The following is a 24,342-nucleotide window of genomic DNA, read 5'->3' on the forward strand; positions in this document are numbered from 1 at the left end:
CCATGTGGAAACAGGTTTGTGTGGGAGCTGGCTTGCCTGCGATGCAAGCGCCTCGGTCTGTCAGTTGAACCGAGGTGATGCCATCGCAGGCAAGCCAGCTCCCACCGAGGTCAGAACAGTTTGGTGAACAGCCAGTACAGGCTGCCCGACAGCAGAATCGCCGCCGGCAAGGTCAGCACCCAGGCCATCAGCAGATTGCGGATGGTCTTCATCTGCAAGCCGCCGCCATTGGCGACCATGGTCCCCGCCACACCGGACGACAATACATGGGTGGTCGACACTGGTAATCCGAACATATCCGCCGCACCGATGGTCAGCATTGCCACCGTCTCGGCTGAAGCGCCCTGGGCGTAAGTCAGGTGCGTCTTGCCGATTTTTTCGCCCACCGTGACCACGATACGTTTCCAGCCGACCATGGTGCCCAGCCCGAGCGCGATGGCCACGGCGATCTTCACCCACAGTGGGATAAAGCGCGTGGACGCGTCGATCTGGTCTTTGAACAGTTTGAGCTTGCCTTGGGTGTCGGCGTCGAAGTTGCCGAGCTTGTCCTTGTCCATCAGGCGGATGGTTTCACTGGTCAGGTACATGTCGTTGCGCACGTTGCCTACGGCTTCAGCGGGGACTTTGGCCAGGGAACCGTAGCCTTTTACTTCGTCACCAATCTGGCCGGCGAGGGCGGCGAGGGCCGGCACCAGTTCCGGGGTGGCTTCTTTGGTGCGTACATAGGTCGAGAGAATCGGCCGTGGGTCGCCCGATAATACTTGTGGTGCGCTTTTCACCAGTGCCACTTGGGTCACTTCAGCCACCGCAGCAAACTGCAATGACTGCTCGGCGGGCATGGTGCGGTTCAGCGCGTAGGCCATCGGCAGCGTACCGACCAGGATCAGCATGATCAGGCCCATGCCTTTTTGCCCATCGTTGGAGCCGTGTGCGAACGACACACCGGTGCAGGTGGCGATCAATGCACCGCGAATCCACCATGGCGGCGGGGTGTCGCCCTTGGGAGCCTTGTACAGCGAGCGGTTTTTGACAAAGGCGCGCAGCGCCAGCAACAGCAGGGCGGCAAACGCAAAACCGATCAGCGGCGACAGCAGCAGGGCATAACCGATCTTGGTGGCCTGGCCCCAATCCACACCGCTGGTGCCATCCCGTCCGTGCATCAGGGCATTGGCCACGCCGACGCCGATGATCGAGCCAATCAGGGTGTGTGACGACGAGGCTGGCAGGCCCAGCCACCAGGTGCCGAGGTTCCACAGGATCGCCGCGATCAGCAGCGCAAAGATCATGGCGAAGCCAGCCGAGGAACCGACCTGCAAAATCAGCTCGACCGGCAACAAGGCGATGATGCCGAACGCCACCGCGCCGCTGGAGAGCAGCACGCCGAGGAAGTTGAAAAAGCCCGACCACACCACCGCAAAATGTGGCGGCAGCGAGTTGGTGTAGATCACCGTCGCCACGGCGTTGGCGGTGTCGTGGAAACCATTGACGAACTCAAAGCCCAGGGCGATCAACAGCGCCACACCCAGCAGCAGGAACGGCGTCCAGGTGGTAACCACCGTGCCCAGTTCGTGCATGTCATGCATCAGGCTGTAGGCGGTGAACAACAGGCCCATGGCGAGCACGGCGAAGAAAATGATCACCGTGAGCAGGCCGGGTTTTTTATCCAGCCGGGGTTTGGGGTCTGCGTGTGAGGCGGTGTTGGAAGCGGTCAGGGAAGGGGTGGCCATGCCGGAGCATCCAGTGTGGGGAGGATGCTCCTGATGATCATTGCAGAATGTTACAGAGATGCTGCGGTAGGTCAGTGTTTAGGGAATTGAGGCTACCGCTGATCTATAAAACACCAGAAGGCTAATGTCAGAGTGCAATCAATGTGGGAGCTGGCTTGCCTGCGATAGCCATAAGTATCTACACAACCGGTTAACACCAAGTCTGTGGCAAGTGGGTTGTTGTGGCGAGCAGGTTTGTCCTGCGTTGGGCTGCGAAGCGGCCCCCAACCCAGACACTGAGTACGTTCAGGAAAATTGCGGTGTCCTGACTGGGCCGCTTCGCAGCCCAACGCAGGACAAGCCTGCTCGCCACAGGAGAGTGTGGTGGCCTTCAAAAGGCTGCGATAGCGGTGCATCAGGCAATAAAAAGTTGGCTGGTAGATAGCTATCGCAGGCAAGCCAGCTCCCACATTTTGACTGCATTTCAGGGTTAGTAGTCTTTGCGTTTACGGAATGCCCAGCGTCCGGCGATCAAGGTAAACGTCGCCACCAGCGCCACCAGGATCCAGAACCCTTCCGGGTCGGTGGAAAGCGGCACGCCGCCCACGTTCATGCCAAAAAAACCGGCGATGATATTGATCGGCAGCGCCAACACCGTCACCACCGTGAGGGTGAACAGCGTGCGGTTGCTTTGTTCGTTGAGGTTGGCGGCGATTTCTTCCTGCAACAGCTTGATGCGCTCGCCCAGGGCCATGAGGTCGTTGATGATCAGCGCAAACTCCTCGGTGGATTTGCGCAACTCCTTCACGTCCTCTTTTTGCAGCCACTGCGGCGGGCGGTTGAGCAGGCGCAGCAGCGAGCCCGGCTCCAGTGCCAGCAGGCGTTGCAGGCGCACCAGCACCCGGCGCGCAGCCCCCAGTTCAGCGCGGTTGGTGGACAGGCGTGAGGACAGTAACTGGTCTTCGATATGGTCGACGCTCAGGCTGGTCTTGCGCACGATCTGCGTCAGCACTTCACCTTGGTCGCGCAACAGATGCACCAGCAGTTCCAGTGGCGAACGGAAGCGTTCACCGGCCTTCACCGACGAGCGCAATTTATCCACCGAGTGCAACGGTTGCAGGCGTGCGCTCACCAGCAAACGGCTACGGGCGCAGACCCACAGCGTGGAGATATCCGAGGAAACCATGCTGCTGAAATTGAACACCACGTCGTTTACCACCGCCAGCAAGGCCGAGTCGACGTGTTCGATACGCGTGGAGCGCGAGCCTTCATGCAGAGCTTCGAAAAACTCGTCCGGCAATGCGAGGTTGGCCTGCATCCAGCGCTCGCAGGCGGCGTGGGCCAGGTTCAGGTGCAGCCACAGGAACTCATCCGGGTCTTGCGGTGCTTTTAACGCGGCCAGCGCGGTCGCTGAATCAATCTGCTCGCCCTTTTCACCGGGCCGGAAACGAAAACCGTAAAGCAAGCCAAACAGATCTGGATCCTGGTGGCTGTGGTCGATGCTGTGGTTCATGGAGGCTCGCAGAGAAAGCGCCTGTAGGACGTTTCACAGGTTCGCGTGGGCGAATCATTGCAAGGCGGGATGACGATTTTGTGACAGTTTGAAAACTTGCTCAGCGTATTTTCAAACTGAAGGTGAACTGGGTGCCGGTTTGCTCGCAGGACGACACCGTAAGCTGCCCGCCGTGGGCATCGGCAATCTGCTTGACGATATATAAACCCAGGCCCAGGCCGGCTTGCGGGGTGTCTTTAAGCGGTCGCGCATAGGGCTCAAAGAGGCGGGGCAGGGCGAGTGCGTCGATCTGGCCGGGGTTTTTGACGGCCAAGGTGAACTGGTCATGCTCGATCTGCGCCGTGACATGCACCGGGCCGTCATGGCTGCCGTGATGAATGGCGTTGGCCACCAGGTTGGAGAGCAATTGCGCCAGTCGATCGCGGTCACCATACACGCCACGCAGGTCACCGATATCGGCCTGGATCAGCCGCTGCGGGTGAACACTTTGCACTTCGGACACCACATGCTGCAAAGCGGCCTGCAGGTCCTGGCAGTCTTTGAGGTGCAACGGGATGCCACTGCCCATGCGGCCACGGGCGAAGTCCAGCACATCCTCGACCAATTGCGCGGCGCGCCGGCCACTGCTGAGGATATGGCGTATGAGCGTGTCGGTGGCGGGGTCCGGGTGTTTGCGCAGCAAGCGCTCGGCGCCGAAATTGATCGCGAACAGCGGGTTGCGCAGGTCATGCCCCAGCACAGCGATAAATTGCTCGCGCAACTCGGCGGTGCTGCGTTCTTCCTGCAGTTGCGCTTCGGTGTGCTGCAAGGCCTCTTCGGCTTCAATCTGCAGCGACAGTACGCGGGCAAACGACTCCATGGTCGATTGAATACTGCTGCTGCGCAGCGGGGCCGGGTTGGGGTCGAGGGCGCAGATGGTGCCGAAAAAACGCCCGTCGGTGCGAAATACCGGCACGGAGATGTAACTTTCAAAGTGGTACATGCGCGGGGTGCGGTGGTCGTGGTAAAGCGGGTCTTCGCTGGCCTTGTCGATCACCACCGACACGTGGGAGCCACGAATTTCATGGCAAATGGTGGTGGTCAGGTCGAGTTCGCCGCCAACGCCCAGGCCGAACGCCAGTTGGTCGAGCACGGCGCAGGCGGTCCAGGTGTCGTCGGTCACCCGGGCCACGGCGGCAAAGCGCAGGCCGGTCATGTCACTGATGACTTGGAGCATCGCAGGTACCGCACTGATGCGGCCGATGGTGGCGATGTCGGCGGCTTTTTGCCCCATGCAGCGATCTCGATACGAAAGGTGGTGAGCGTTCGGCTCAGGTTAATTAAAGGGATTCTAGCGACCTTGTGCTTTGTAGGTGTAATTTCATTAACTATCTGGATACCTTTTCTGCATTTGGCAGGCGAGCAGGCATAAAAAAACCGCGCCACCCTGAGGTGGCGCGGTTTTTTTCGATCAAATAATCAAGTGTCCAGCTTGTCTTCCAGCACGGCGCCGGTCTTGGCGTCGAGCTTCACTTCAAACCGTTTGCCGGCGGTGTCGGTCAGGTCAACTTCGTACACCAATACACCATTTTTGTGGTCCAGCTCGGTGTCAGTGATGCTGGCACCGGCGTGCTTGGCCACGGCGGCGGCGTTGAGTTTTTCGAACGGCATCACGGCGCCGGACTTGAGCAAACCTTCAATGTGATCCGGGCGAACATCCGCCTGGGCCAAGCCGGCAGTCAGGGTCAGGGCGGTGGCGGCAAACAGGGCAGTCAGGGTTTTCATGGTGTGTGTCCTTCTTCGGTGAGCTGTTTAAGTGGCCTCAGGTTATCCAGCGCAACTTAATTCACCCTTAATTATTTCAAACGGTTGCGCCGTTTGTTCAATTCGCCGCGTGCGGAGGGTTTCATGCTGGGGGCTCACTGGAAGGGAGACTCGGATGAAACGTTTAGTGGCTTGGCTTTATGCGCCTGTATTGCTGGTGGGCTTTTTAGCCTGGGGGCTTTGGCAACCCGGTTGGCTGGTGGTGGTGTTTGCGACAGCCGTCGCCGTGTCATTTGTGATGGAACAATGGCTGCCCTATGAGCCGCAATGGAATCGCAGCCTCGGGGATCGGCGCCGGGATACGCTCCACGCGTTGGTCAACGAGAGCCTTAACGCCCTGGGCCTGTTGATTCTGCCGGGGCTCACGGCCCTGCTGGCGTTCGAAGGCATTTGGCCGCGCAACTGGCCGGTGTGGGCACAACTGCTGCTGTCGATCGTATTGGCTGATGCCGGCATAACCCTGATGCATTACGCCAGCCACCGTATTGCGCCGCTCTGGCGCCTGCATGCGGTACACCACAGCGTGCAGCGGCTCTATGGGTTCAATGGGCTGATGAAACACCCTTTGCATCAGATGCTGGAGGCGACGGCGGGCTTGTTGCCGCTGGTGCTGCTGGGGATTCCTGTTGAGGTCGCGCAGTTGCTGGCCCTGGCGATTGCGATCCAGCTGTTGTTGCAGCACTCCAACGTCGATATGCGTTTAGGGCCACTACGTTGGGTGTTCGCCTGGGCGCCGGTGCATCGCTTCCATCACATGAAGTACGGGCGGGCCGGGGATGTGAATTTCGGTTTGTTCTTCAACCTGTGGGACTGGCTGTTGGGCACGGCGTTTTATCGCGAGCACTATCACATGGGCCCTGGCGACCTGGGCATTGGCAGCCGGCCGGATTTCCCGGTGGCCTATGCGGCGCAGTTACGTGACCCGTTCATGCCGACGCGTCTGAGCCAGGAACCGCGGTTGCCGGACGCGCTACGTTAGCAGCCGCACGTCCAGCTGACGTAATGTCGCGCCGGCCGTCACGCCAAACAACTGCTTCATGGTCCGAGAAAAATGCGCCGAGTCGGCGAACCCCGCAGCGTGGGCGGCCTCGGTCAACGTGCTGCCGCCGAGGGCCACTTGCAGCGCCACACGCAGGCGCCGCCATACCACCAGGCGGCGCACGGGTACGCCCAACTGATGGGTGAACAATCGTTCCAATTGGCTTAATGAAAGGTGCGCGGCGTGGGCTAATGCCTGGGCTGAAACCTTGCCGGCAAGCTGTTGATCCAGGGCCGAGAGGGCACGTTCCAGGCGCGGGTCGACGAGGGCGCGCCGGGGTAACTGGCCCAATTGCAATTGCAGTTTCTCCAGGCACGGCTGCGCATTGAGCAACAGATGCTCAAGGGGCTGGGCCGCAAAGGTGGCAGGTTCGGCATACAACACCAGCACGTCGCCGTCGCTGGCGAGAAGGGCGTGGGGGTGGCGCGAGGGGATAAACAGGCGATGGGCCGTGGTGACACGGCCATCGAGGCTGACCGTGACCGGCTTGCCGGGGCACAGCATCAACTGATGGGCATAGTGCGCATGGGGCGCGGTGCGCCCCAGCTCGCCGAAGATCAGGCCGTAGTCATGCCCCAACCACAGGCGACCTGACCATTCGGGTTTCACTCAGTAGCCGTTGTCCTTGAGCAGGTCTTGCACGCTCGACGAAGGCCAGCGCTTGTAGAACTTCAGCAGTTCGGCGGCGCGGTTGGTGAAGATGCCGTCAACGCCGGCCTTCATGACTTTTTCGAAGTCCACCGGCTCATCGACGGTGTAGACGTGCACCAGCAGGCCTTTGTCGTGGGTCAGCTTGTTCATTTCAGGCTTCACCAGGTCGGTGTAGCTCTGGTCGCCATGGTTGGTCAGCTCGGCCGAAGGGCCGGTGCCGATGGCGCCGAGGCTCTTGGCTTCGTCCACCCATTTTTCGAACTCGGCGGCGTCTTTTGGCTCTTGCTTGGCGTAGTAGGCGGCCTTGGTCGTTTCGCCGGACTCAGCGAAGGTTTGTGCCGATTTAGGCTCAATGCTGCCTGGGCCAACCCACAACAGCAGGATTTTCGGGGTGTTGGGCATTTCTTTTTGCAGCTCTTTCAAGCTGTCTTTTTCAAACGTTTGCAGCACCACGCGGCCTTTGCCCTGGCCCACGCCGGTGTTGCTCTTGCCCAGCTTGGAACCGGCGGAGCTCAACCAGCCTTTATCCAGCAGCTTGTTTTTCAGGTCGGCTTCGATGCCCGGGAACTGCTTGGGCTCCTTGGTCTCGATGTACAGGCCTGGTTTGTGCTGCGGGTTGCCTTCGGCGATCTTGATGATCTCGTCCAGGCTCTGGATTTTCAGGCCAACAAACGCCGGGCGGGCGCGGTCCGGGTAAGCGGCGTTGAACCAGCTGCCGGCGTCCAGGGTGCGCAGTTCGGCCCAGGTGAACTCGTTGGCCGGGGCGTCTTTACGCTCGGGGAACTTGGTGGCCACGTCGGTGGTGCGTTGCAGGTTGTTGTCGTGCAAGGCGAACAGCACGCCGTCTTTACTGCGTTGCAGGTCCATTTCCAGGTAGTCGGCACCCAGGTCGCGGGCGAGCTTGTAGGACGCGGCGGTGGATTCGGGGGCGTCGTAGGATGCGCCACGGTGAGCAATGACAGCCGGGTACGGAATGCCTTCGTTTGTCGCCATTTCAGCCGGGCTGATCGGGTCGGCAGCCTGTGCCTGACCAAGGCCGAGCATCAGAGCGAGCAGCAGGGCGCTCTTGGTAAACGTGACAGGCATATGCGAAGTCCTTTCGTGGAGGTAACTTTGAGAAGGCGTCCTTTTTAACAATTGATTGCGAAAGGCGCTATCACCAAACCGACATTAAGGTACTCACGAGGCATTTTTGTGGGTTTTTTTGTGCTGCGTTGCAGTATTCTTGGCCGAAGCTGCCCCGTTAGAGGGCAGCAATTTCTGCCACGCGTGTAAACCATCTTTCCAGTCCCCATGGGACTTTTCAGTGAGGTTTACCATGCGCATCACTTCCGAGCTTATCTGCCAGGCCGCCGACCAACTCCAGGGTTTTGTCGGCCTGAACCGCAAAACCGGTCACTACATCGTGCGTTTCAGCGAAGACGCCTTCGGCATGGACGTGGCTGATGACGGCATCATCCCCACCGCTGAATTTGTCTGGCTGCCGGCTGCTGACCACACCATGACACTGTCGCGCGAGCGCCTGCAGTTGCTGCTGGATCAGAATATCGATGACCGTATTAACATCACCGAGCCGTTGCGCGTGTATATGCGCCGGGTGGAGATCCCGCAGATCAGTGCGTTGCGCAGTTTGGTGAGCTAGTTCCAGGCGATTGGAGGTCAACCTGTGGGAGCTTGGGTTGCCTGAGATGGCGGCTTGTTGGTGGTGTACATATCCGTTGCTGCGGTAACGGCGGCTTATGGTTCCGCTCTTACAGCGGGTCACTTTTGTAAAGACACAAAAGTAACCAAAAAGTCTTCGCCCCAACACTCGGTGCCTCGCTTAGGCTCGGCATGCCCGCAATCCGCCAGTGATTTGGGGGGCCGCCGCGATGGGCCATCCTTGGCCCAGCGCGGCTAAACCGGCATCCCTGCCGGTTTACCCCCCAAATCCCTGTCGAATTCCGGCCATCGTGTTTGACGGGGCGATTTGAGATCAAGATCAAAATCAAAAGCGCAGATCAAAAGACCGCTGACTTCGTCATCGAAAAGGATGTAAGGGCCAGAGCAACAGCAACAGCAACAGCAACAGCAACAGCAAAGCCATCCTCGGTCAAAGGTGGGAGCTGGCTTGCCTGCGATAGCATCAACTCGGTGTACCTGATACACCGAGGTGTCTGCATCGCAGGCAAGCCAGCTCCCACAGAAAAGCAGCTCTTCAGTGTATGTAAATCTGCTTTTCGCTTTTGATCTAACCACTCAGGTCGGCTTTCAGGCCGCCGTGCTGTAGATTTTGATCTTGATCTGCTTTTGATCTGAGACGCCCCGTTAACCACGATGGCCGAACGCAGGCTTGAATCCGTGGGTAACCCGGCAGGACGCCGGGTTAGCCGCGCTGGGCCAAGGATGGCCCATCGCGGCGGCCCACGGATTCAAGCCGGAGTGAGGGCACACCGAGCCTAAGCGAGGTGCCGAGTGGTGGGGCGAGGACCTTTTGGTTACTTTTGCGTCCTTGCAAAAGTGACCCGCCGTAAGGGCGGAACCCTAAGCAGCCGTTACCGCAGCAACGGATATGTACACCGACAAACCGCCACAGCAGCCAAGCCAGCTCCCACAGAGTTGCGCAGGGATCGCCTGAGGCTGCGTTTCAACGCTCGAAGGTGTAAGCCCGCTCGACCTTGCACACGCGGGTGTGAAACGCCGAATACCAATGGGCGCGGCCTTGCTCGCGCACTTGGCTATGTTCAGCCTGTTGCTTCCAGGCCAAAATCGCCGCTTCGCTTTCCCAGTAGGAAACGGTAATGCCCAAGCCGTCCTCGCGCGCTGACTCAACACCCAGAAACCCCGGTTGTTCGCGCGCCAGTTCCAGCATGCGGTTGGCGGCCTGGCCATAGCCTTGATCGCCTTCGGTACGCAACGAGCTGAATATCACTGCGTAATAGGGTGGGGCGGGTGTGTTGGCGATCATACCGATTGCGCCTGGCAGGCTTTGAGCAGGGCAACCGCCAGTGGCGGCGTAACCCCTTTAAGTGCTGCGCGTTCGGGCTGAAACAGGGTGGCGACGAAAAACGGATGGTCCAGCAGTTCGACGGCGCGCAGATCGCCCGTCGAATCGTGGCCGCAGGGGATCAGGTCGGCTTCGAGCAAGGCGTGGGCGAACGCAGGGTTGATGCCGTAGCTGCAACGGTAACCTTCGTGGGTGTCCAGGCTGGCGTAAGCCTCGGCGATACGCGTGTAGGGCGCCAGGCGGATGCTGCCGGTGGCCTCGACCAGTGAACACGCAAGCGGCGTAATCACCGCGCGCTTGGCCTCGGGCGCCAGTTCGCCATGCTCCGCATCCGTCCAGCACAGCACGTTGCGGGCATATTCGATGACCGCGTGTTGAACCCCCCCGCAAGTGCCCAGGAATGGGCGTTTTTGCTCGCGGGCAAAACGAATCGCCCGCAATGCGCCGTCGGCATCACGGTAGGGGCTGGCGGGCACGCACCAGAAGCCGTCGAAGGTGTGCAGCTCGGTGGCCGGGGTGATCGAGTCCGTATCCAACCAATGCCATTGCACGCTCAGGCCCAAGGCGTCGGCAGCTTGTTGCAGCGCCACGGGGATGGCCTGGTGGGCCGTTACGTCAGGGTTGTAATCACCGATCAGGGCGAGGTGCAGGGTGGTGGCTTTCATCGCGTATATCCCATGGCTTGTGGTGTCCTGGGGCGCACTATAGATTGGCGCTCACGCAACCAAAATTGGCGTTTGCCCACATGCTCAATGCAGCCACGCACTATCAACTCGATTACCCGGACCTGTCGCTGATTCTCGCGCTGGTGCGTGGCGGCACCTTGGCGCGGGCGGCGGCGCTGCTGCGGGTGGACGTGTCCACGGTGTTCCGTGCGGTGCGAAGGCTGGAGGCGGCCCTGGGCCAGACCCTGTTCGAAAAAAGCCGCGCCGGCTACCTGCCCACCAGTTTGGCCAGCCACTTGGCGCAGCAGGCCGAACAAGCCGAGCAGGCGCTGGAGGCCGCGCGCATCGGCGTGGAGCAGGGCGGTGAAGTGATCAGCGGCACCGTGCGCCTGACCTGCACCGACTCGGTGCTACAGGGTTTGCTGTTACCGGCACTGGCGCAGTTCATGCCGGCCTACCCGGCGTTGACCCTGGAATTGAGCACCTCCAATGATTTTGCCAACCTCAGCCGCCGTGACGCGGACATTGCCCTGCGCCTGACCAAGACCCCGCCGGAGCATCTGGTGGGCCGCCGCCTGGGCACCGTGGCCTATCAGGTGTGCGCCAGCGCGGCGTATGCCCGCCAAAACCAAGGGCGCGAGTTGGCCGAACTGGCGTGGATCGCGCCGGATGACTTTTTGCCCGATCACTCCACCGTGGCCTGGCGGCGTGAGCACCTGCCGGGCGTACGTCCCAGTTATCGCTGTAACAGCATGTTGTCGGTCGCCGAGTTGGTGCGGGCAGGGTTGGGCGTGGCGGCACTGCCGGACTTTCTGTTGCAAGCGGGTTTGCAACCGCTCGGCCCCGCACTGGCGGGGCGTGATACGGCGCTATGGCTGCTGACACGCCCGGATTGCCGGGCACTGCGCTCGGTGGTGACGTTGTTCGATGAGTTGGGGCGGCATATTCGGCTGCCCTGAACCGGGCAGCGAGCCAAGGATGAACCGGATACCTGTGGCGAGGGAGCTTGCTCCCGCTGGGGCGCGCAGCGGCCCTGCTTTGGGTGTTAAAGAGCGCGCCTGCTGCGCAGTCCAGCGGGAGCAAGCTCCCTCGCCACAAGAGCTTATTGGCCGGTTTTCAGGGCTTGCGCACAAACTGCTCATGCATCTCGCACGTCAACGTCTCGATACGCTCGGTCAGTTGTTTGGTCATTTCCGTCAGCCGAGTGTTCTGCTCCAGCAGCTCCAGCAACTGTTTGGTGGTTTGCGCGGCCTGGGCCTGGCGTTCGGTATTGGCAATGGCCAGGGCTTCGCGGTGTTGCGCATCAGCGTCGGACTGGGCTTTGTCGCGGGCGGCCTGGCGTGTCTGGGCCAGCAGGATCAGCGGCGCGGCGTAAGCCGACTGCAGGCTGAAGGCCAGGTTGAGCAGGATGAACGGGTACACGTCAAAATGCGTGACGCCGGTGATGTTCAGCACCACCCACAACACCACGATCGCGGTTTGCGCGCCGAGAAAGGTCGGCGTGCCAAAGAAGCGCGCAAAGGCTTCGGCCTTGAGGGCAAAGGTGTCGTTGCCAAAGGTCGGCGCCAGATGGGCGTGGCCGCGGTGAAAGCGCAGGTGATCGACAGGTACGGCTTCTGGCTTGTCGGGGGTCATGGCGGGCTCGAATCCTAAGCGTTAAGACAAGCTAGCACTATAGACCGAGCCCCCCGCCGGGCACATGAAGAACCGGTCAGTTGCTGCCGCGCTCGTTGGCAAATGCGCTCACCGCTTGCACGGCCTCAGTCGTGCCCTCGCGAATCTGCAAAATCACCGTGCCTGCGCGGTTGGCCAGGTCGACCCCCAGCGCCGCGCGGTCGCGGGTGTTATCCATGCTCTCGATGGCTTGGCGGGTTTCGTCCTGGATCATCGCGATCATGCTGGAGATTTCCGCCGTCGAGCCGCTGGTACGGGCTGCCAGTTGCCGCACTTCGTCAGCCACCACGGCAAAACCACGGCCTTGCTCACCCGCGCGTGCCGCCTCGATGGCGGCGTTGAGTGCCAGCAGGTTGGTCTGGTCGGCAATCCCGCGAATGGTGTTGACGATGGCGGTGATCTGCTGCGAACGCTCACCCAGCTTGGCGATCAGTTGCGAGGAGGTGTCGATGTCGGCGGCGATTTCGCGCATGCCACTGGCGGTTTGCTGAATCACCTCGGCACCTTTTTCGGCCACATCCCGGGTATTCAGGGAGATATGGTAAGCCTGGGCCGCGCTGGCGGCGTCAGCAGCGTGCTGTTGCACCCTGGCGGTGACGTCAGAGGCGAACTTGACCACTTTGCACAGGCGCCCGCTGGCGTCGTACACCGGGTTGTAGTTGGCTTCGAGCCACAGGGTCTGGCCGTGTTTATCGACGCGCTCGAACTGGCCGTTGAACAGTTCGCCCTGGTTCAAGCGTTTCCAGAACTCGGTGTATGCCGAGCTGTTGGCCAGCTCCGGCTTGCAGAACAGACGATGATGTTTGCCCTGGATCTGCGCCAGGCTGTAGCCCATGCGCTGCAGGAAGTTGTCATTGGCGGTGATGATGGTGCCGTCGAGGTTGAACTCAATCACTGCCATGGCGCGGTCGATGGCACCGAGCTTGGCGTTGGCTTCGCTTTCGGCTTGCAGGCGTGGGGTGACGTCCATGGCGTACTTCACCACTTTGATCACTTGGCCGGCCTCATCGCGCACCGGGTTGTAGCTGGCTTCCAGCCACACTGACTGGCCATTGCCGGCCACCCGCTCAAAGGTGCCGGACTGGAACTGGCCATTGCGCAGTTGCGTCCACAACTGGTTGTACTCGGCGCTGCGGGCAAACGCGGGTGTGCAGAACAGCCGATGTGACTGGCCCAGGATCTGCTCGGCGCGGTAGCCCATGGTCTTGAGGAAGTTGTCATTGGCACGCAGCACAGTGCCTTGCAGGTCGAACTCAATAACAGCCATGGAGCGCTCAATCGCGTCGAGAAGGCTGGCTTGCTGGGCGTTGGTGTGTTGCAGGGCACTGATAGTTTTTTTATGGGCGTTAAATAGCATGTTCGAGGGCTCGGGGAAGCACGCGTCAGAGGTATCCATGAATAGGCGCCTGACCCCGTATGGCCCTGGGCCTTACGGTTGACTTGCTCATTGTCAGCTTCCTGGTGCTGACAGAGGGGGGCGGAACAAGGGGTTCAGAGTGATCAGCCTGCCAAGAAGTTCGCTGTTAGGGGAGGACCATTATTGGGCAGGCGACCAGTGGCGGCATTATGCTATCGCTGCGAGGCGCGGGCGGAAGATTCAGACGAGGTGTTATCGGACAACTCAAGCGGAATGGGCGACCACGAAATCGCTGACATTCACCCGGTTACGCCCGGTTTCCTTGGCTGCGTACAGGGCGCGGTCCGCCGCGTTGAGCCACATCGCGGCATCGCTGAACAGCGGTTGGAAGTCTGCCAGGCCAATGCTCAGGCTCACGCGCAGTTCGGGAATCTGCGTATTGCGATAGTTGCTGAATGTTTCGCGCATCCGTTCCATGACCTGCGCGGCGTCTGCCAGCGGCATTAACGGCAGAATTACGCAGAACTCATCGCCGCCATAGCGGCCGGCCAAGTCGTTTTCCCGCAGGTGCAGGCGCAATTGCTGGCTGAGTTGGCGCAACACCGCGTCACCGACAATATGACCGTAGGTGTCATTGATCTGCTTGAAGTGGTCGATGTCGATCAGCGCGATGGTGGCGTGGCTGCCTTGCTGCTGGCACTTATGGAACTTGAGGTGGAGCAGGTCTTTCCACGAGCCATGGTTGAGCAGGCCGGTGAGGCTGTCGATACGGCTCAGGGCGCTGAGGGCGCGTTTGTGTTCCGAGAGCTTGATCGCCAGTTGGTAGCAGACCATACCAATGGCCATCGGGTAGAGCGTCAGCATCGGCAGGCAGGTGTAGACCTGGCTGAGGCTGACGTTGGGGTTGAACTTGACCCCGAACAAACCCCACGCCACCGCGATACCCGCCGCTTGCGCCAGCAGCCCGCGCAGAAACAGGCGCCTGCCGCCGGCGGCGACGTTGTTCATGGTCATCATCGACAGCACGGTCACCGCCGTCAGAGGCGTGAACTGGGTGGCAGCGGCCCAGAAGCCACCGAACAACGAGTCATAGAGCAGGTTGCGCTGTTCAGCCTGATAGGGAAACTGCGAACGGGCTGAAAGCTGATACGCCACATGCGCCCAGGCAAAGCCATTAAACAGCATGAACGCCCATACCCAGCCCGGCATCGCCAAGGGGTAAAGGGCGCCGGCCACACTGATACAGCCGATACCCAGGCCGATGATCCTTGGCTTGTAGATACGTCTGGCAAATGAAAGCCCTTTGCCTCGTCTGTTTTCCATAGTGTTCCGGGTCAGCTCTGTTTTGCGGGTACGACAGCGTGCGTCAGCGGGTAAAACCGTTGATCGGATATTAACGGTGAATATTGTCAGTTATTCGCGTGGGAATAATCAGTGTCCTTCCAGGCCATTTGCGCAGCACAGCGTGCGAATACGCCAAAAGCGACCTGGAATGTCGCGCCTGCAACAGGCTTTACTGCGGCTCAGGTGCGCGCACTTCGTAACCGGCCAGGAACAGGTCGATGGCCGATTCAATCACGCTGGCCTGGCAGGCGGCGTCCAGCACAGGTTGGCCGAGGGTGATCTGCGGCCAGAACGCGAAAGCTTTGAGCAAGCTTTGGATCTGGTGGGCAGCGAAGGCGGGGTCGGTGCAGGACAGCCGCCCGTCTTCCTGTGCGGCGCGCACCCACTGGGTAAAGCCTTCTTCGCGCTTGCTCAGGCGGTTGACCATGTCTTGCGCGCGTTCCGGCGAATGGATGGTGGCTGCAATCGCGACACGGGCGAGGTCAAGGAAGTTGGCGTCCGACATCATCAGCATCTTGGCCGCCAGCAGCCCGCGCAATTGCTCGCGCAGCGGGCGGTCGCTGGCGTAGCTGACGTCCAGTTGGGCCACACTGCTGGCCCATAACTGGTGGAGGATTTCGGCAAACAACTCTTCTTTGCTGGGGAAGTGGTTGTACACCGTGCGCTTGGAAACGCCGGCGGTGGCAGCGATTTTGTCCATGCTGGTGACCTCGAACCCATTCGCGCGAAACTCGGCGATAGCGGCTGCCACAATGGCTTCGCGTTTACGGTCGGTGAGGCGCAGAGGTGCAGTCATGGTCGGCTCTAAAAGGAAATTACACTCGGTAGTTTACTTGCTCAGGGTTTTGTTGCAATCTAGAAACTACACTGTGCAGTGTAATTGGTTTGCGCGGTGTATTTTATGAGCCGACCCTGGAGTCACTCTGCAATGGCCACGATTTCAACCCGTCTCGACCCTGCGCCTGCTGCGCCCAAGACTGCGGAGCAGGCGCCAGGGCATTTCAGTAATGATGCCCCGGTGCAGCACGGTGGCTTTGGCAAAACCTTGCGCATTTTCTGGAATATGCTGTTTAACAAGCCGCGCAGCACGCGCCCGGTGGGGAAGATCCCGGTGCAACCGCTGACGCGTGAGCTACTGTTGGCAGCCCCCGACCACAGTGTATTTCGCCTCGGGCATTCCACCGTGTTACTGAAAATGCGCGGCAAGTTCTGGGTCACTGACCCGGTGTTTGCCGAGCGCGCTTCGCCTTTCAGCTGGGCTGGGCCAAAGCGCTTTCATCAGCCGCCGATCAGCCTTGAAGATCTGCCGCCGCTCGAAGCGGTGATCCTTTCCCACAATCACTACGACCACCTTGACCGCAATGCGGTGACCCAACTGGCCAACAAGACCCGCTATTTCCTCGCGCCGCTGGGTGTGGGCGACACGCTGGTCAAGTGGGGTGTAGAGGCCAGCAAAGTCCGGCAACTGGATTGGTGGGCAGGCACCGAGGTTGATGGCATTCGGTTTATCGCTACGCCGGCCCAGCACTTTTCCGGGCGTGGCTTGTTTGATGGCAACCAGACCTTGTGGTGTTCTTGGGTGATGATCGACGGCGCGAGGCGGATCTTTTTCAGCGGCGACACCGGTTATTTCGACGGCTTCAAACGGATCGGCGAACAGTACGGCCCGTTTGACCTGACGCTGATGGAAACAGGTGCTTACAACGTCGACTGGCCTCATGTGCATATGCAGCCCGAGCAAACCCTGCAAGCGCACATCGACCTCAAAGGCCGCTGGCTGCTGCCGATTCACAATGGCACCTTCGACCTGGCCTTCCATGCCTGGCACGAACCGTTCGACCGCATCATGGCCCTGGCCTGGGAGCGCAACGTGTCGATCACCACGCCCGCGATGGGACAGGCGTTCAGCCTGCATCAGCCGGAGCGCGGGCACGCGTGGTGGTTGGAGGTGGAAACTCAAGGCGCGAAAGAACACGCAACGGGTTGAAACGTTGCCGCCTGGAAAAAGGCTTTTGCAGGGTGTTTCAGGGTCGCGACAAACGCCAAAAGAGAGTGCGATGATCCCGGGCAATCAATTGTCGGGGACGGGTTCTGATGGAAAAAGACTGTAGGGAACACTGGCGGTTGGGGATGCCGTGTCGCCTGGGACTTTCCTTGCCCGTGACGGAGGAGGCGGGCAGCGTAGAGCACGTTGCCGAGTCCGTTCATGCTAAACCCGAGAATCTGAGCCGCGCAGGTATCGTCTTCGGCGCGGCGCAAGCGGTGGGCGCGGCGCCCATTCCCGGCTACAACGCGCCGGCCCTACCAGCAAGACCAGCGCGGGATCCCGCGTTATCGCTCGCGGCGTTAAGTGGTATCGACCCCAGGGGGCCGGTCATGGTGGAAGTCCCCCTGGTGCTCAATAACACCAGCTTTACGGCTACCCAGTGGTTATCGGGTTGGCGTATCGGTTTTGCTGACCGCTATGTGCAAGGCGATCATCGCGAAGCCGCGGAACACAGTGAAGTCTTGTGCGCAGCCTTCGACCTGCTGCGCCAGGCCGGTGCGCAATTGGTGCCGGTGGACGCGCGTCGTGAAGACAGCAGCCTGCAATTTTCCCTGCAAAGCAATGAAATCGACGACCTCGTGACTGCGCATCGCCTGGATGCGCTGGTCTCTGACAGCGAGAGTGGCGCGTTTCATCGTGCCTGCGTCAGCGGGTATCCCTCACTCAGCGAACCATTGGGCGATGGGACGACGCTGTGGTTTTACGGTGCTCGGTGGTCGCGTGATGCATTGCCGCTGTTGTTGCATGCCTACCGCCAGGCCGGCGTTTGAACCACTACGGAGCGTGCTGAACCCTCCTACGATGTGAGTGGACATGACCTAAGGCTTTAAGCGACTGGGATTCATAAAATCCATGCAAGGGTCGACCTTGATCCTGCATGATTTCTGAGCCTAGGAGAGGCCTTATGAGTGTTGCTTACGGTATGTATTCAATCATCCGGCAAGCTGTGCAGTCCCTGCCAACGGAGGCGCAGCAGCCAATAGTTGCGAACCCCGTCGCGCCAGGCACTGAGTACGCCAGTGTTCGCGAGCTTGGCGAGCAAATGGCTCGGCCAGGAGGCCTGACCTCGGTTGACCTGGTCAGTTTTCTGCAAGAACGAATCCGAACACTGGACCCTCAATTGCGCTCTGTCATCGAGCTCAACCCCAAGGCGCTTGAAGTTGCACGCGACCTGGACCGCGAGCGTGCCAGTGGCAAGGTGCGTGGCCCGTTGCATGGCATTCCCATTTTGCTCAAGGACACCATCGAAACCACGGGCATGCAAACCAGTGCCGGTGCTATTGGGTTGGTCGGGGTGGCTGCGGGCACGGATGCTCCGATTGTCGGTAACCTGAACGAGCAAGGGGCGGTGATTTTGGGTAAAACCAATCTGACCGAACTGGCCGGTTTTCGCGGGAGCCCCGATGGCTGGAGTAGTCGAGGAGGGCAAACACTTAACCCGCACCGTGCGGGTGCCGATGTCGGCGGCTCCAGTTCGGGGTCTGCCGCAGCGGTAGCGGCCGGGCTGGCACCCCTGGCAGTCGGTGCAGAAACCAATGGTTCGATCATCGTACCGGCGGCGCTCAACGGGGTGGTTGGGCTCAAACCCAGTGTCGGCTTGTTGGATCGCAACGGGATTATTCCCGCCAGCCGCCGACAAGACACACCCGGCCCCATGGCTCGCTCGGTGTATGACGTTGCGTTGATGCTCAATGCCATGTCCGGCAGTGACCCTGGCGATCCTGAAAGCCTGGGCGCGCCTCAAGGCATCGACTACACCAAACTGCTGGTGCCTGGCGCGTTGAAGGGCAAGCGTATTGGTTATCCCGCGACCTTTACCTTCAATGGTGAAAATTTGCCGGTGGACAACAGCCCGCACTTTAGCAGGGCACTGCAAGTACTTCGTGAGCAAGGCGCTACGTTGATACCGATCAACCTGCGGCTGGCAGACGCTTCACGTTACGACGAACTGTTGCTCTCGGATGTGAAGGAAGAACTGAATGCCTACTTGGCCAAGCGTCCCGGCCTGCCGGTCACATCAGTGGCCGAGTTGATAGCATTCAATGAAACCCGTGATGGTACTGAGACGGATCACCAAACTGTACTCAAGGAGGTCAACGCTGCCGCCCTCACGCCGCAGCGCCGCAAAACGCTGTGGGACGCGCTCATCCAGGATTTTCGCAACAGCGTGGATGACCCTATCAAGGCGCAAAACCTGGATGCCATAGTGTCGGACTACGATACCAACAGCTACTTCGGGGTTGCCGCAGCAGGTTACCCAGGTATCACCGTGCCTTCTGGGACGAATGAAGAAGGCTTGCCTACCAGTGCCTACTTCTTCGGCACCCGCTGGGCCGAACCAACCTTGCTGGCAGTGGCTTATGGGTACGAGCAGGCGGCCCAGGCGGCTTCAAAACCTGTGCTTTAACGGATGCGCTGCGCACTGCAAACCTGACCGATTACACTCACTGCCATGGAGGGCAGGCATGGCCTACAAAATTCACATCCTCGGCGCTGCGGGCGCCGGTACCTCGACCTTGGGCCAGGCTCTGGCCAAACGCCTGGGCGTCGCCTATTTCGACTCTGACTATTTCTACTGGCAACAAACGTCAGAACCTTTCACGGTCGCCCGGCCCAAGGATGAACGCATCCGCCTGTTGCAGGAACAGAGTGCCGGCCTTGAGGGCTGGGTACTGTCCGGCTCACTGTGCGGCTGGGGCGATGCGATGATCGCGCAGTTCACCCATGTGGTGTTCCTGCGCCTTAACCCACAGGTACGGCTCAAACGCTTGCAACTGCGCGAAGTGCAACGCTACGGCGAACAGATCCTGGAGGGCGGCAGCCGCCACGCCAACAGCATCGCATTCCTGGCCTGGGCCGCCCGTTACGACGGCGGCAACCACAGCCTACGCAGCCTACGTCGGCATGAAAGCTGGTTGAAACCGCTGACCTGCCCGGTGCTTCGGTTGGACTCTACGCACCATTCGGCTGAGGCGTTGGTGAGTCATTTGATGCCGCTGCTGAGCCCATCAACCGCGAGATGAGGCCAGGTGCGGCGGGCTCGGCTGGGGCGGCCTCAAACCTGCGTGCGCTCATCCCCCAGCCCGGCGCAAACCCTGGAAAAAACACCAGGCCTTCAGCCTCCAGCCGGAACGCGAGGGCTAACCGAGCTTCATCCTCCACCTCACCCAGGCTTTCAAAACGCTGAACCACCTCTACCGTCAACCCGGCCTGGCGGGCCAGGTCTTCACGGCTCCAGCCCAGCATCACACGGGCCTGTGCGCTGTGTTTGGCGGTAAATTGGTGCAGGACGATCTGCTGTTCTACGTAAGAGCTCATTGCCAGAGAGGACATGGGGTTTCTCCAGGTTCGACGGGGGAAGGCAAACTATACTGTGTTTTTGTACAGTTGTTTGTACCGCTCATCAACTGGATTTTTTTGATGGCTGCCAAGCGAGCCATTACTCCAACCCCGGCGCCTCACGAATGATCAAGTGGTCCAGGTTCTCGATATTGGCGCTGAACACCCCGAATGTCTGCTCGGGGTTCTTCTTGCTGGGCACTTGTTTGAGCTCCGGCGTCACGCCGTAAAAGAAGCAATACAAGGCCCGTTCGCTACTCGCTGCCGCCTTGATCTGCTCCAGGAACGCCGTGCGCTTGCGGTAGTTCTCGATGAGTTTTTTGCTCAGGTAGACATTGACTGAATAAGGCTTTTTGTCGAGCCACACCTTTTTTTCGAAGTCGATGCGAAAGCTGCTGGTGTAATCCTTGATCGCTTTGATCTTGCCCCAGTAGATCAGGCCTTTGTTGTCTTGCAGGTATTCGATCTTCTTGAAAAACGTCCAGTACGTCGCGGTGTGCTCACCCACCTTCAGCGGCATGGTCTTGAGCTTGTCCTTGTCGTCGATATTCGACACATAGCACTCGACCGGGTGTGCGAAGACACTGGTTTTGTCCGGGGTAGTGTCGCTGCTGACGTGGGATGAGCGGGTACTTGTTGAAGGTGCTTTCGCCGAATCTTGTAGGGCGCTTCCCTCGCTGCCGACAAGCGCAGTGTTGCGCGCGTACTGACGCCGCGTCAGTACAAATTCCGATGGGAAATTGTCTTCGCGTTCGTCGTCACTTTCACCCGTTGCAGACTTGTGCGTGCTGGCATAGCGGCAGCCGTCGATATGCCGGGTGCTGGTCTTGTTCTTGAAGTGCGGTGTGCGCTGGTAGTTGACGTTTTTCGCGTTGAACGTGCTCAGCGTATTGCCTGCCTCGAAGGCCGCGCGGCACTCATCGTTGGGGCACAGGAAGCTGTCCTTATCGGAGTCGAAGTCTGCGGTTTCGTCGAAATTCAGCTCTCGAACGTCGTAGATCGACAGCTTGTCGTCGAGACTCAGGCTGTAGGCCGTGTCGAATTTCATGGGGCTCGGGTCCGTGAGATGAATGGCTGGATACTACGCAAATACCAGACATTACGGAGAGCAAAATGTGGGAGCTGGCTTGCCTGCGATAGCGCCGTGCCAGTTTGAACATCCTAACCTGACACACCGCTATCGCAGGCAAGCCAGCTCCCACATTAGGTAAGCGGTGCGCCAGCTACACGTCGGCCGCTCAAGAAACACAAAGTGCCGCCCATCGCAGTCAATGCGCCCAACGCATAGAACATGCTGGTTGGCGCAGCGTTGATCAGCAAGTAGCCGCAAATAACCGGGCTCATCGCTCCGCCAAACGCGGCCAGGTTTTGTGCACCGTAATAACTGCCGCGCAATGCGTCTGGGGCGATGGTGTCGATAAACAGGAATTCCGACGGGTAAATGATCATCTCGCCCAGGGTAAACACGAACATCGCCAGGCACCACGTGAGCAGGCTGTCGGCCTGGCTGAAACCGACCAGCCCGGCAATGAACAGCAACGTGCCCAGCACGATCCAGTAACGCAACTGTTCGCGCTTGAGAAACCGGCCAATCTGGTACTGCATCACAATCACCGTAATGGCGTTGCAGGCCAGCACTGCCGATAAAATCTTCAGCGCCTCGGCGGGTTTGTAGGCCACCAGCAGAAACTGCGACAGATACAGGGTGTAGCGCCCGTGGACGATGGTGCTCAACAGGCTGCCACTGGTGAACAGGATCAGCGTGCGGTCACTGCGCAAGGTGCGCAGGGTGCTGAGGAAGCTCAAGGGTTTGTGGCTGTCATCGCGCTGGGTCGGTGGGATGCCGATCATCAGGAACAGGCTGCCAAACGCAATGGCGCTGGCGATCAAGAACGGCGCCAGTTGCATATGCCCGGCAATCACTACGCCGACCATCGGCCCGGTGGCGTAGCCGACGTTGGTCAAGGTGTAACGCAGGGAAAACACCTTGGCGCGATCACCCACGGGCAAGTTCTCGCTGATGATGGCTTTGGAGCCAATCAGGAACAGTGCCGAGGCGGCTTCGGTAATGACCAGAGTCAGGGTGGTGAGATAGAGGTTGCTGGCGAACGTCAGCAATAGAAAACCGATGGAGCTGGAGAGCATGGCCAGGATCAGCAGCTTGCGCTTTTCCAGGCGATCGATGATGTAGCCGCCATACAGGCCCAGCAACGTGGCGATGAACACGGCAATGCCCATCAGCAACCCGATGTCCTGTTGGTTGAGGCCCAGTCGGGTACTCAAGAGCAAGGCCAGCAATGGGCTGGTCATGGCGCGGCTGACCACGATGGTCACCGAGCAGATCATCAGGCGGCGGATTACCAGAGAGTAGGTGGCCACGGTGGGGGCGATCGTCCTTGTTATTTCTTTAATACAACGCAGATCAACTGTGAAAAGAGATCAACAGTGAACACAGAGCCAATGTGAATACAGAGCTAATGTGGGAGCTGGCTTGCCTGCGATAGCGGTGGGTCAGCTTGAATATTTCTTACTGGCCCACCGCTATCGCAGGCAAGCCAGCTCCCACATTCTAGATCGTGTATTTACTGGCCTGCATTGATGGAGATTTTTTCCACCGCACCCTGCTCCAGATCCCACTTCTTGAGGATCTTGCCGTAGGTGCCATCATCAATCATGCCCTGCAGCGTTTCACTGATCGCCGTCACCAGCTCAGTGTTGTTCTTCTCGATCCCCAGCCCCGTGAACTGCTTGGAAATCGCCAGACCCACCGGCTTGTACTTGCCCTTATCCAGCGACATCAAATAAGGAATGGTCTCGCTGCCCTGCATCGCCGCATCCAGACGGTTCTGCTGCAACTGCGCGCGTGCATCTGCCGAGCCTTCGGTGCCGATCACCACAATGGCTGGCTTACCGGCTGCTTCGCAGTTTTCCTTGCTCCATGCGGCAATTTCCGACGGCCAGGTAGTACGGCGGCTGGTGCCGACTTTTTTACCGCACAGGTCAGTCAGTGCCTGAAGGTCTTCACGCTTGGCCAGGGTGTACAGCTGCGGGCCGCTGGTAAAGTAGTCGATGAAGGTCACGGCCTTCTGGCGTTCGGCGGTGTCGCTCATGCCCGACAGCACAATGTCGACGCGCTTGGTGGTCAGGCCGCTGAGCATCTGCTCGAAGCCGGTTTCCTGCCATTTGATCTTCACACCCAGGCGCTCAGCCAGGGCATTGCCCAGGTCAAAGTCCAGGCCGGTGAGTTTGTTGGTGGCGGTGTCCTTGAAATCCATCGGTGGGTAGTTCGGCACGATGGCCGCGCTGATCTCACCCTTGTCCTTGATTGCCGCCGGCAATGCCGCGAACACAAACGTGGAGGCCATCAGGCCTGCGAGCAACGTTGGGATAAATAATTTTTTCATGGGGGCGTTCTCGTTAGTTTTTTAGTTAAGTGCGAACGGCAGAAATAAAGCTTTGGGTACGCGGGTTTTGTGGGCTTATTAGAATTTCTTCGGGGCTGCCGGCTTCCACAATCTGGCCGGCATCCATAAACACCATGCGGTTGGAGACTTCGCGGGCGAAGCCCAACTCATGGGTGACCACGATCATGGTCATGCCGGTGGTGGCCAAATCACGCATCACCGACAGCACTTCTCCCACAAGCTCTGGGTCGAGGGCTGACGTGGGTTCGTCAAACAGCATCAACTTGGGGCGCATCGCCAAGGCGCGAGCAATAGCCACACGTTGTTGCTGGCCACCGGACAATTCCACCGGGTAGGCATTGCGCTTGTCCGCCAGACCCACGCGGGCCAGCAACTCCAGCGCATCTTCGATGGCTTCCTTGGGCGAGCGCTTGAGCACCTGCACCGGGCCTTCGATGATGTTCTGCAACACGGTCATATGCGGGAACAAATTGAAACGCTGGAACACCATGCCGGTGGCCAGGCGCTGGCGGGCAATCTGCGATTCATTCATCTCATGCAGCTTGTTGCCCACCACTCGGTAACCGACCAGCTCGCCGTCGACCCACAGGCCGCCCTTGTCGATTTTTTCCAGCTGGTTGACGCAACGCAGCAGCGTGCTTTTGCCCGAACCGGACGGGCCAATGATGCACATCACTTCGCCTTGCTCGACCTCGATATTGATGTCGCGCAGCGCGTGATACTGGTCGTAATACTTGTTCAGGTTGACGGCCTTGACGATGCTTCTCATGGGGCAAATCTCCTCAACCCAAAC

The 24,342-nt window shown here is 59.7% G+C and carries 24 protein-coding genes and 1 pseudogene; 7 read left to right on the forward strand and 18 right to left on the reverse strand.

Translation table 11 applies throughout. The features are described 5' to 3' along the window. Positions 1–110: 110 nt before the first annotated feature. The 4 genes from P5706_RS07195 to P5706_RS07210 form a co-directional block, all read right to left on the reverse strand. Entirely contained in the window at positions 111–1,727 is a 1,617-nt protein-coding gene (locus tag P5706_RS07195) for an inorganic phosphate transporter (RefSeq protein WP_285678855.1), read from the reverse strand. Between the two features lie 469 nt (positions 1,728–2,196). Then, positions 2,197–3,219 (reverse strand): transporter, encoded by a 1,023-nt coding sequence (locus P5706_RS07200; RefSeq protein ID WP_200434529.1) that lies wholly within the window; start codon positions 3,217–3,219, stop codon positions 2,197–2,199. A gap of 100 nt (positions 3,220–3,319) precedes the next feature. Further along, positions 3,320–4,492 (reverse strand): GAF domain-containing sensor histidine kinase, encoded by a 1,173-nt coding sequence (locus P5706_RS07205; protein ID WP_285678856.1) that lies wholly within the window; start codon positions 4,490–4,492, stop codon positions 3,320–3,322. Positions 4,493–4,677: 185 nt separating this feature from the next. Beyond that, positions 4,678–4,983, reverse strand: a complete 306-nt coding sequence (locus P5706_RS07210) for a PepSY domain-containing protein (RefSeq protein WP_017137880.1) — start codon at positions 4,981–4,983, stop codon at positions 4,678–4,680. Between the two features lie 154 nt (positions 4,984–5,137). Here P5706_RS07210 and P5706_RS07215 point away from each other — a divergent pair, with 154 nt between their 5' ends. Continuing rightward, entirely contained in the window at positions 5,138–6,001 is an 864-nt protein-coding gene (locus P5706_RS07215) for a sterol desaturase family protein (protein ID WP_285678857.1), read from the forward strand. Here the strand turns inward: P5706_RS07215 and P5706_RS07220 are convergent. Further along, entirely contained in the window at positions 5,993–6,670 is a 678-nt protein-coding gene (locus P5706_RS07220; RefSeq protein WP_285678858.1) for an AraC family transcriptional regulator, read from the reverse strand. The genes P5706_RS07215 and P5706_RS07220 overlap by 9 nt on opposite strands. Then, positions 6,671–7,798, reverse strand: coding sequence for a glycerophosphodiester phosphodiesterase (locus P5706_RS07225; protein ID WP_285678859.1), 1,128 nt, complete (start codon positions 7,796–7,798; stop codon positions 6,671–6,673). A 232-nt stretch (positions 7,799–8,030) separates the two neighbouring features. On the opposite strand from P5706_RS07225, the gene P5706_RS07230 reads away from it, so the two are divergent. After that, the gene (locus P5706_RS07230) at positions 8,031–8,354 is read left to right on the forward strand and encodes a DUF2025 family protein (protein ID WP_056859595.1); all 324 of its coding nucleotides are present in this window, start codon (positions 8,031–8,033) and stop codon (positions 8,352–8,354) included. A gap of 984 nt (positions 8,355–9,338) precedes the next feature. Here the strand turns inward: P5706_RS07230 and P5706_RS07235 are convergent. Together P5706_RS07235 and P5706_RS07240 are read right to left on the reverse strand one after the other, a co-directional pair. Further along, positions 9,339–9,659: an antibiotic biosynthesis monooxygenase family protein gene (locus P5706_RS07235; RefSeq protein WP_200433192.1), complete on the reverse strand. Its 321-nt coding sequence runs from the start codon at positions 9,657–9,659 to the stop codon at positions 9,339–9,341. Further along, complete coding sequence (locus P5706_RS07240) at positions 9,656–10,363, reverse strand: CTP synthase C-terminal region-related (seleno)protein (protein ID WP_285678860.1); 708 nt, start codon at positions 10,361–10,363, stop codon at positions 9,656–9,658. Before P5706_RS07240 ends, P5706_RS07235 begins: the two co-directional genes overlap by 4 nt. 80 nt (positions 10,364–10,443) lie before the next feature. On the opposite strand from P5706_RS07240, the gene P5706_RS07245 reads away from it, so the two are divergent. Continuing rightward, complete coding sequence (locus P5706_RS07245) at positions 10,444–11,322, forward strand: LysR family transcriptional regulator (RefSeq protein ID WP_200433190.1); 879 nt, start codon at positions 10,444–10,446, stop codon at positions 11,320–11,322. 157 nt (positions 11,323–11,479) lie between these two features. Here P5706_RS07245 and P5706_RS07250 read toward each other — a convergent pair whose 3' ends face one another. The 5 genes and pseudogenes from P5706_RS07250 to P5706_RS07265 all read right to left on the reverse strand — a co-directional run bounded on the left by P5706_RS07250 (position 11,480) and on the right by P5706_RS07265 (position 15,534). After that, positions 11,480–11,998 (reverse strand): DUF1003 domain-containing protein, encoded by a 519-nt coding sequence (locus P5706_RS07250; RefSeq protein ID WP_058422233.1) that lies wholly within the window; start codon positions 11,996–11,998, stop codon positions 11,480–11,482. A 76-nt stretch (positions 11,999–12,074) separates the two neighbouring features. Then, positions 12,075–12,509 (reverse strand): methyl-accepting chemotaxis protein, encoded by a 435-nt coding sequence (locus P5706_RS37160; RefSeq protein WP_502945507.1) that lies wholly within the window; start codon positions 12,507–12,509, stop codon positions 12,075–12,077. Between the two features lie 114 nt (positions 12,510–12,623). Next, a pseudogene (locus tag P5706_RS37165) lies at positions 12,624–13,433 on the reverse strand (PAS domain-containing protein); the annotation flags it as partial. A gap of 225 nt (positions 13,434–13,658) precedes the next feature. Then, positions 13,659–14,717 carry a diguanylate cyclase gene (locus tag P5706_RS07260; protein WP_200433188.1) on the reverse strand — a complete coding sequence of 353 codons (1,059 nt, stop codon included), beginning with the start codon at positions 14,715–14,717 and terminating at the stop codon, positions 13,659–13,661. A 190-nt stretch (positions 14,718–14,907) separates the two neighbouring features. Beyond that, on the reverse strand, positions 14,908–15,534 hold the full coding sequence (locus P5706_RS07265) for a TetR/AcrR family transcriptional regulator (RefSeq protein WP_200433187.1): 627 nt from the start codon (positions 15,532–15,534) through the stop codon (positions 14,908–14,910). Between the two features lie 132 nt (positions 15,535–15,666). On the opposite strand from P5706_RS07265, the gene P5706_RS07270 reads away from it, so the two are divergent. The 4 genes from P5706_RS07270 (at position 15,667) to P5706_RS07285 (ending at position 19,808) form a co-directional block, all read left to right on the forward strand. Then, entirely contained in the window at positions 15,667–16,725 is a 1,059-nt protein-coding gene (locus P5706_RS07270) for an MBL fold metallo-hydrolase (protein WP_285678861.1), read from the forward strand. 107 nt (positions 16,726–16,832) lie between these two features. After that, positions 16,833–17,555: a hypothetical protein gene (locus P5706_RS07275; protein ID WP_285678862.1), complete on the forward strand. Its 723-nt coding sequence runs from the start codon at positions 16,833–16,835 to the stop codon at positions 17,553–17,555. Between the two features lie 134 nt (positions 17,556–17,689). After that, positions 17,690–19,192, forward strand: a complete 1,503-nt coding sequence (locus tag P5706_RS07280) for an amidase family protein (protein WP_285678863.1) — start codon at positions 17,690–17,692, stop codon at positions 19,190–19,192. Between the two features lie 58 nt (positions 19,193–19,250). Next, positions 19,251–19,808: an AAA family ATPase gene (locus P5706_RS07285; protein WP_200433184.1), complete on the forward strand. Its 558-nt coding sequence runs from the start codon at positions 19,251–19,253 to the stop codon at positions 19,806–19,808. Here P5706_RS07285 and P5706_RS07290 read toward each other — a convergent pair. The 5 genes from P5706_RS07290 to P5706_RS07310 form a co-directional block, all read right to left on the reverse strand. Then, on the reverse strand, positions 19,738–20,118 hold the full coding sequence (locus P5706_RS07290; protein WP_200433183.1) for a helix-turn-helix domain-containing protein: 381 nt from the start codon (positions 20,116–20,118) through the stop codon (positions 19,738–19,740). The genes P5706_RS07285 and P5706_RS07290 overlap by 71 nt on opposite strands. 106 nt (positions 20,119–20,224) lie before the next feature. Further along, positions 20,225–21,172 carry a hypothetical protein gene (locus tag P5706_RS07295; RefSeq protein ID WP_285678864.1) on the reverse strand — a complete coding sequence of 316 codons (948 nt, stop codon included), beginning with the start codon at positions 21,170–21,172 and terminating at the stop codon, positions 20,225–20,227. Between the two features lie 155 nt (positions 21,173–21,327). Next, on the reverse strand, positions 21,328–22,503 hold the full coding sequence (locus P5706_RS07300; RefSeq protein WP_285678865.1) for an MFS transporter: 1,176 nt from the start codon (positions 22,501–22,503) through the stop codon (positions 21,328–21,330). Positions 22,504–22,706: 203 nt separating this feature from the next. Further along, positions 22,707–23,528, reverse strand: a complete 822-nt coding sequence (locus P5706_RS07305; RefSeq protein ID WP_285678866.1) for an ABC transporter substrate-binding protein — start codon at positions 23,526–23,528, stop codon at positions 22,707–22,709. A gap of 25 nt (positions 23,529–23,553) precedes the next feature. Further along, positions 23,554–24,318 carry an amino acid ABC transporter ATP-binding protein gene (locus P5706_RS07310; RefSeq protein WP_017134648.1) on the reverse strand — a complete coding sequence of 255 codons (765 nt, stop codon included), beginning with the start codon at positions 24,316–24,318 and terminating at the stop codon, positions 23,554–23,556. Positions 24,319–24,342 lie beyond the last annotated feature (24 nt).

The organism is Pseudomonas sp. ChxA (genome assembly GCF_030263855.1).
Lineage (GTDB): Bacteria > Pseudomonadota > Gammaproteobacteria > Pseudomonadales > Pseudomonadaceae > Aquipseudomonas > Aquipseudomonas fluorescens_CB.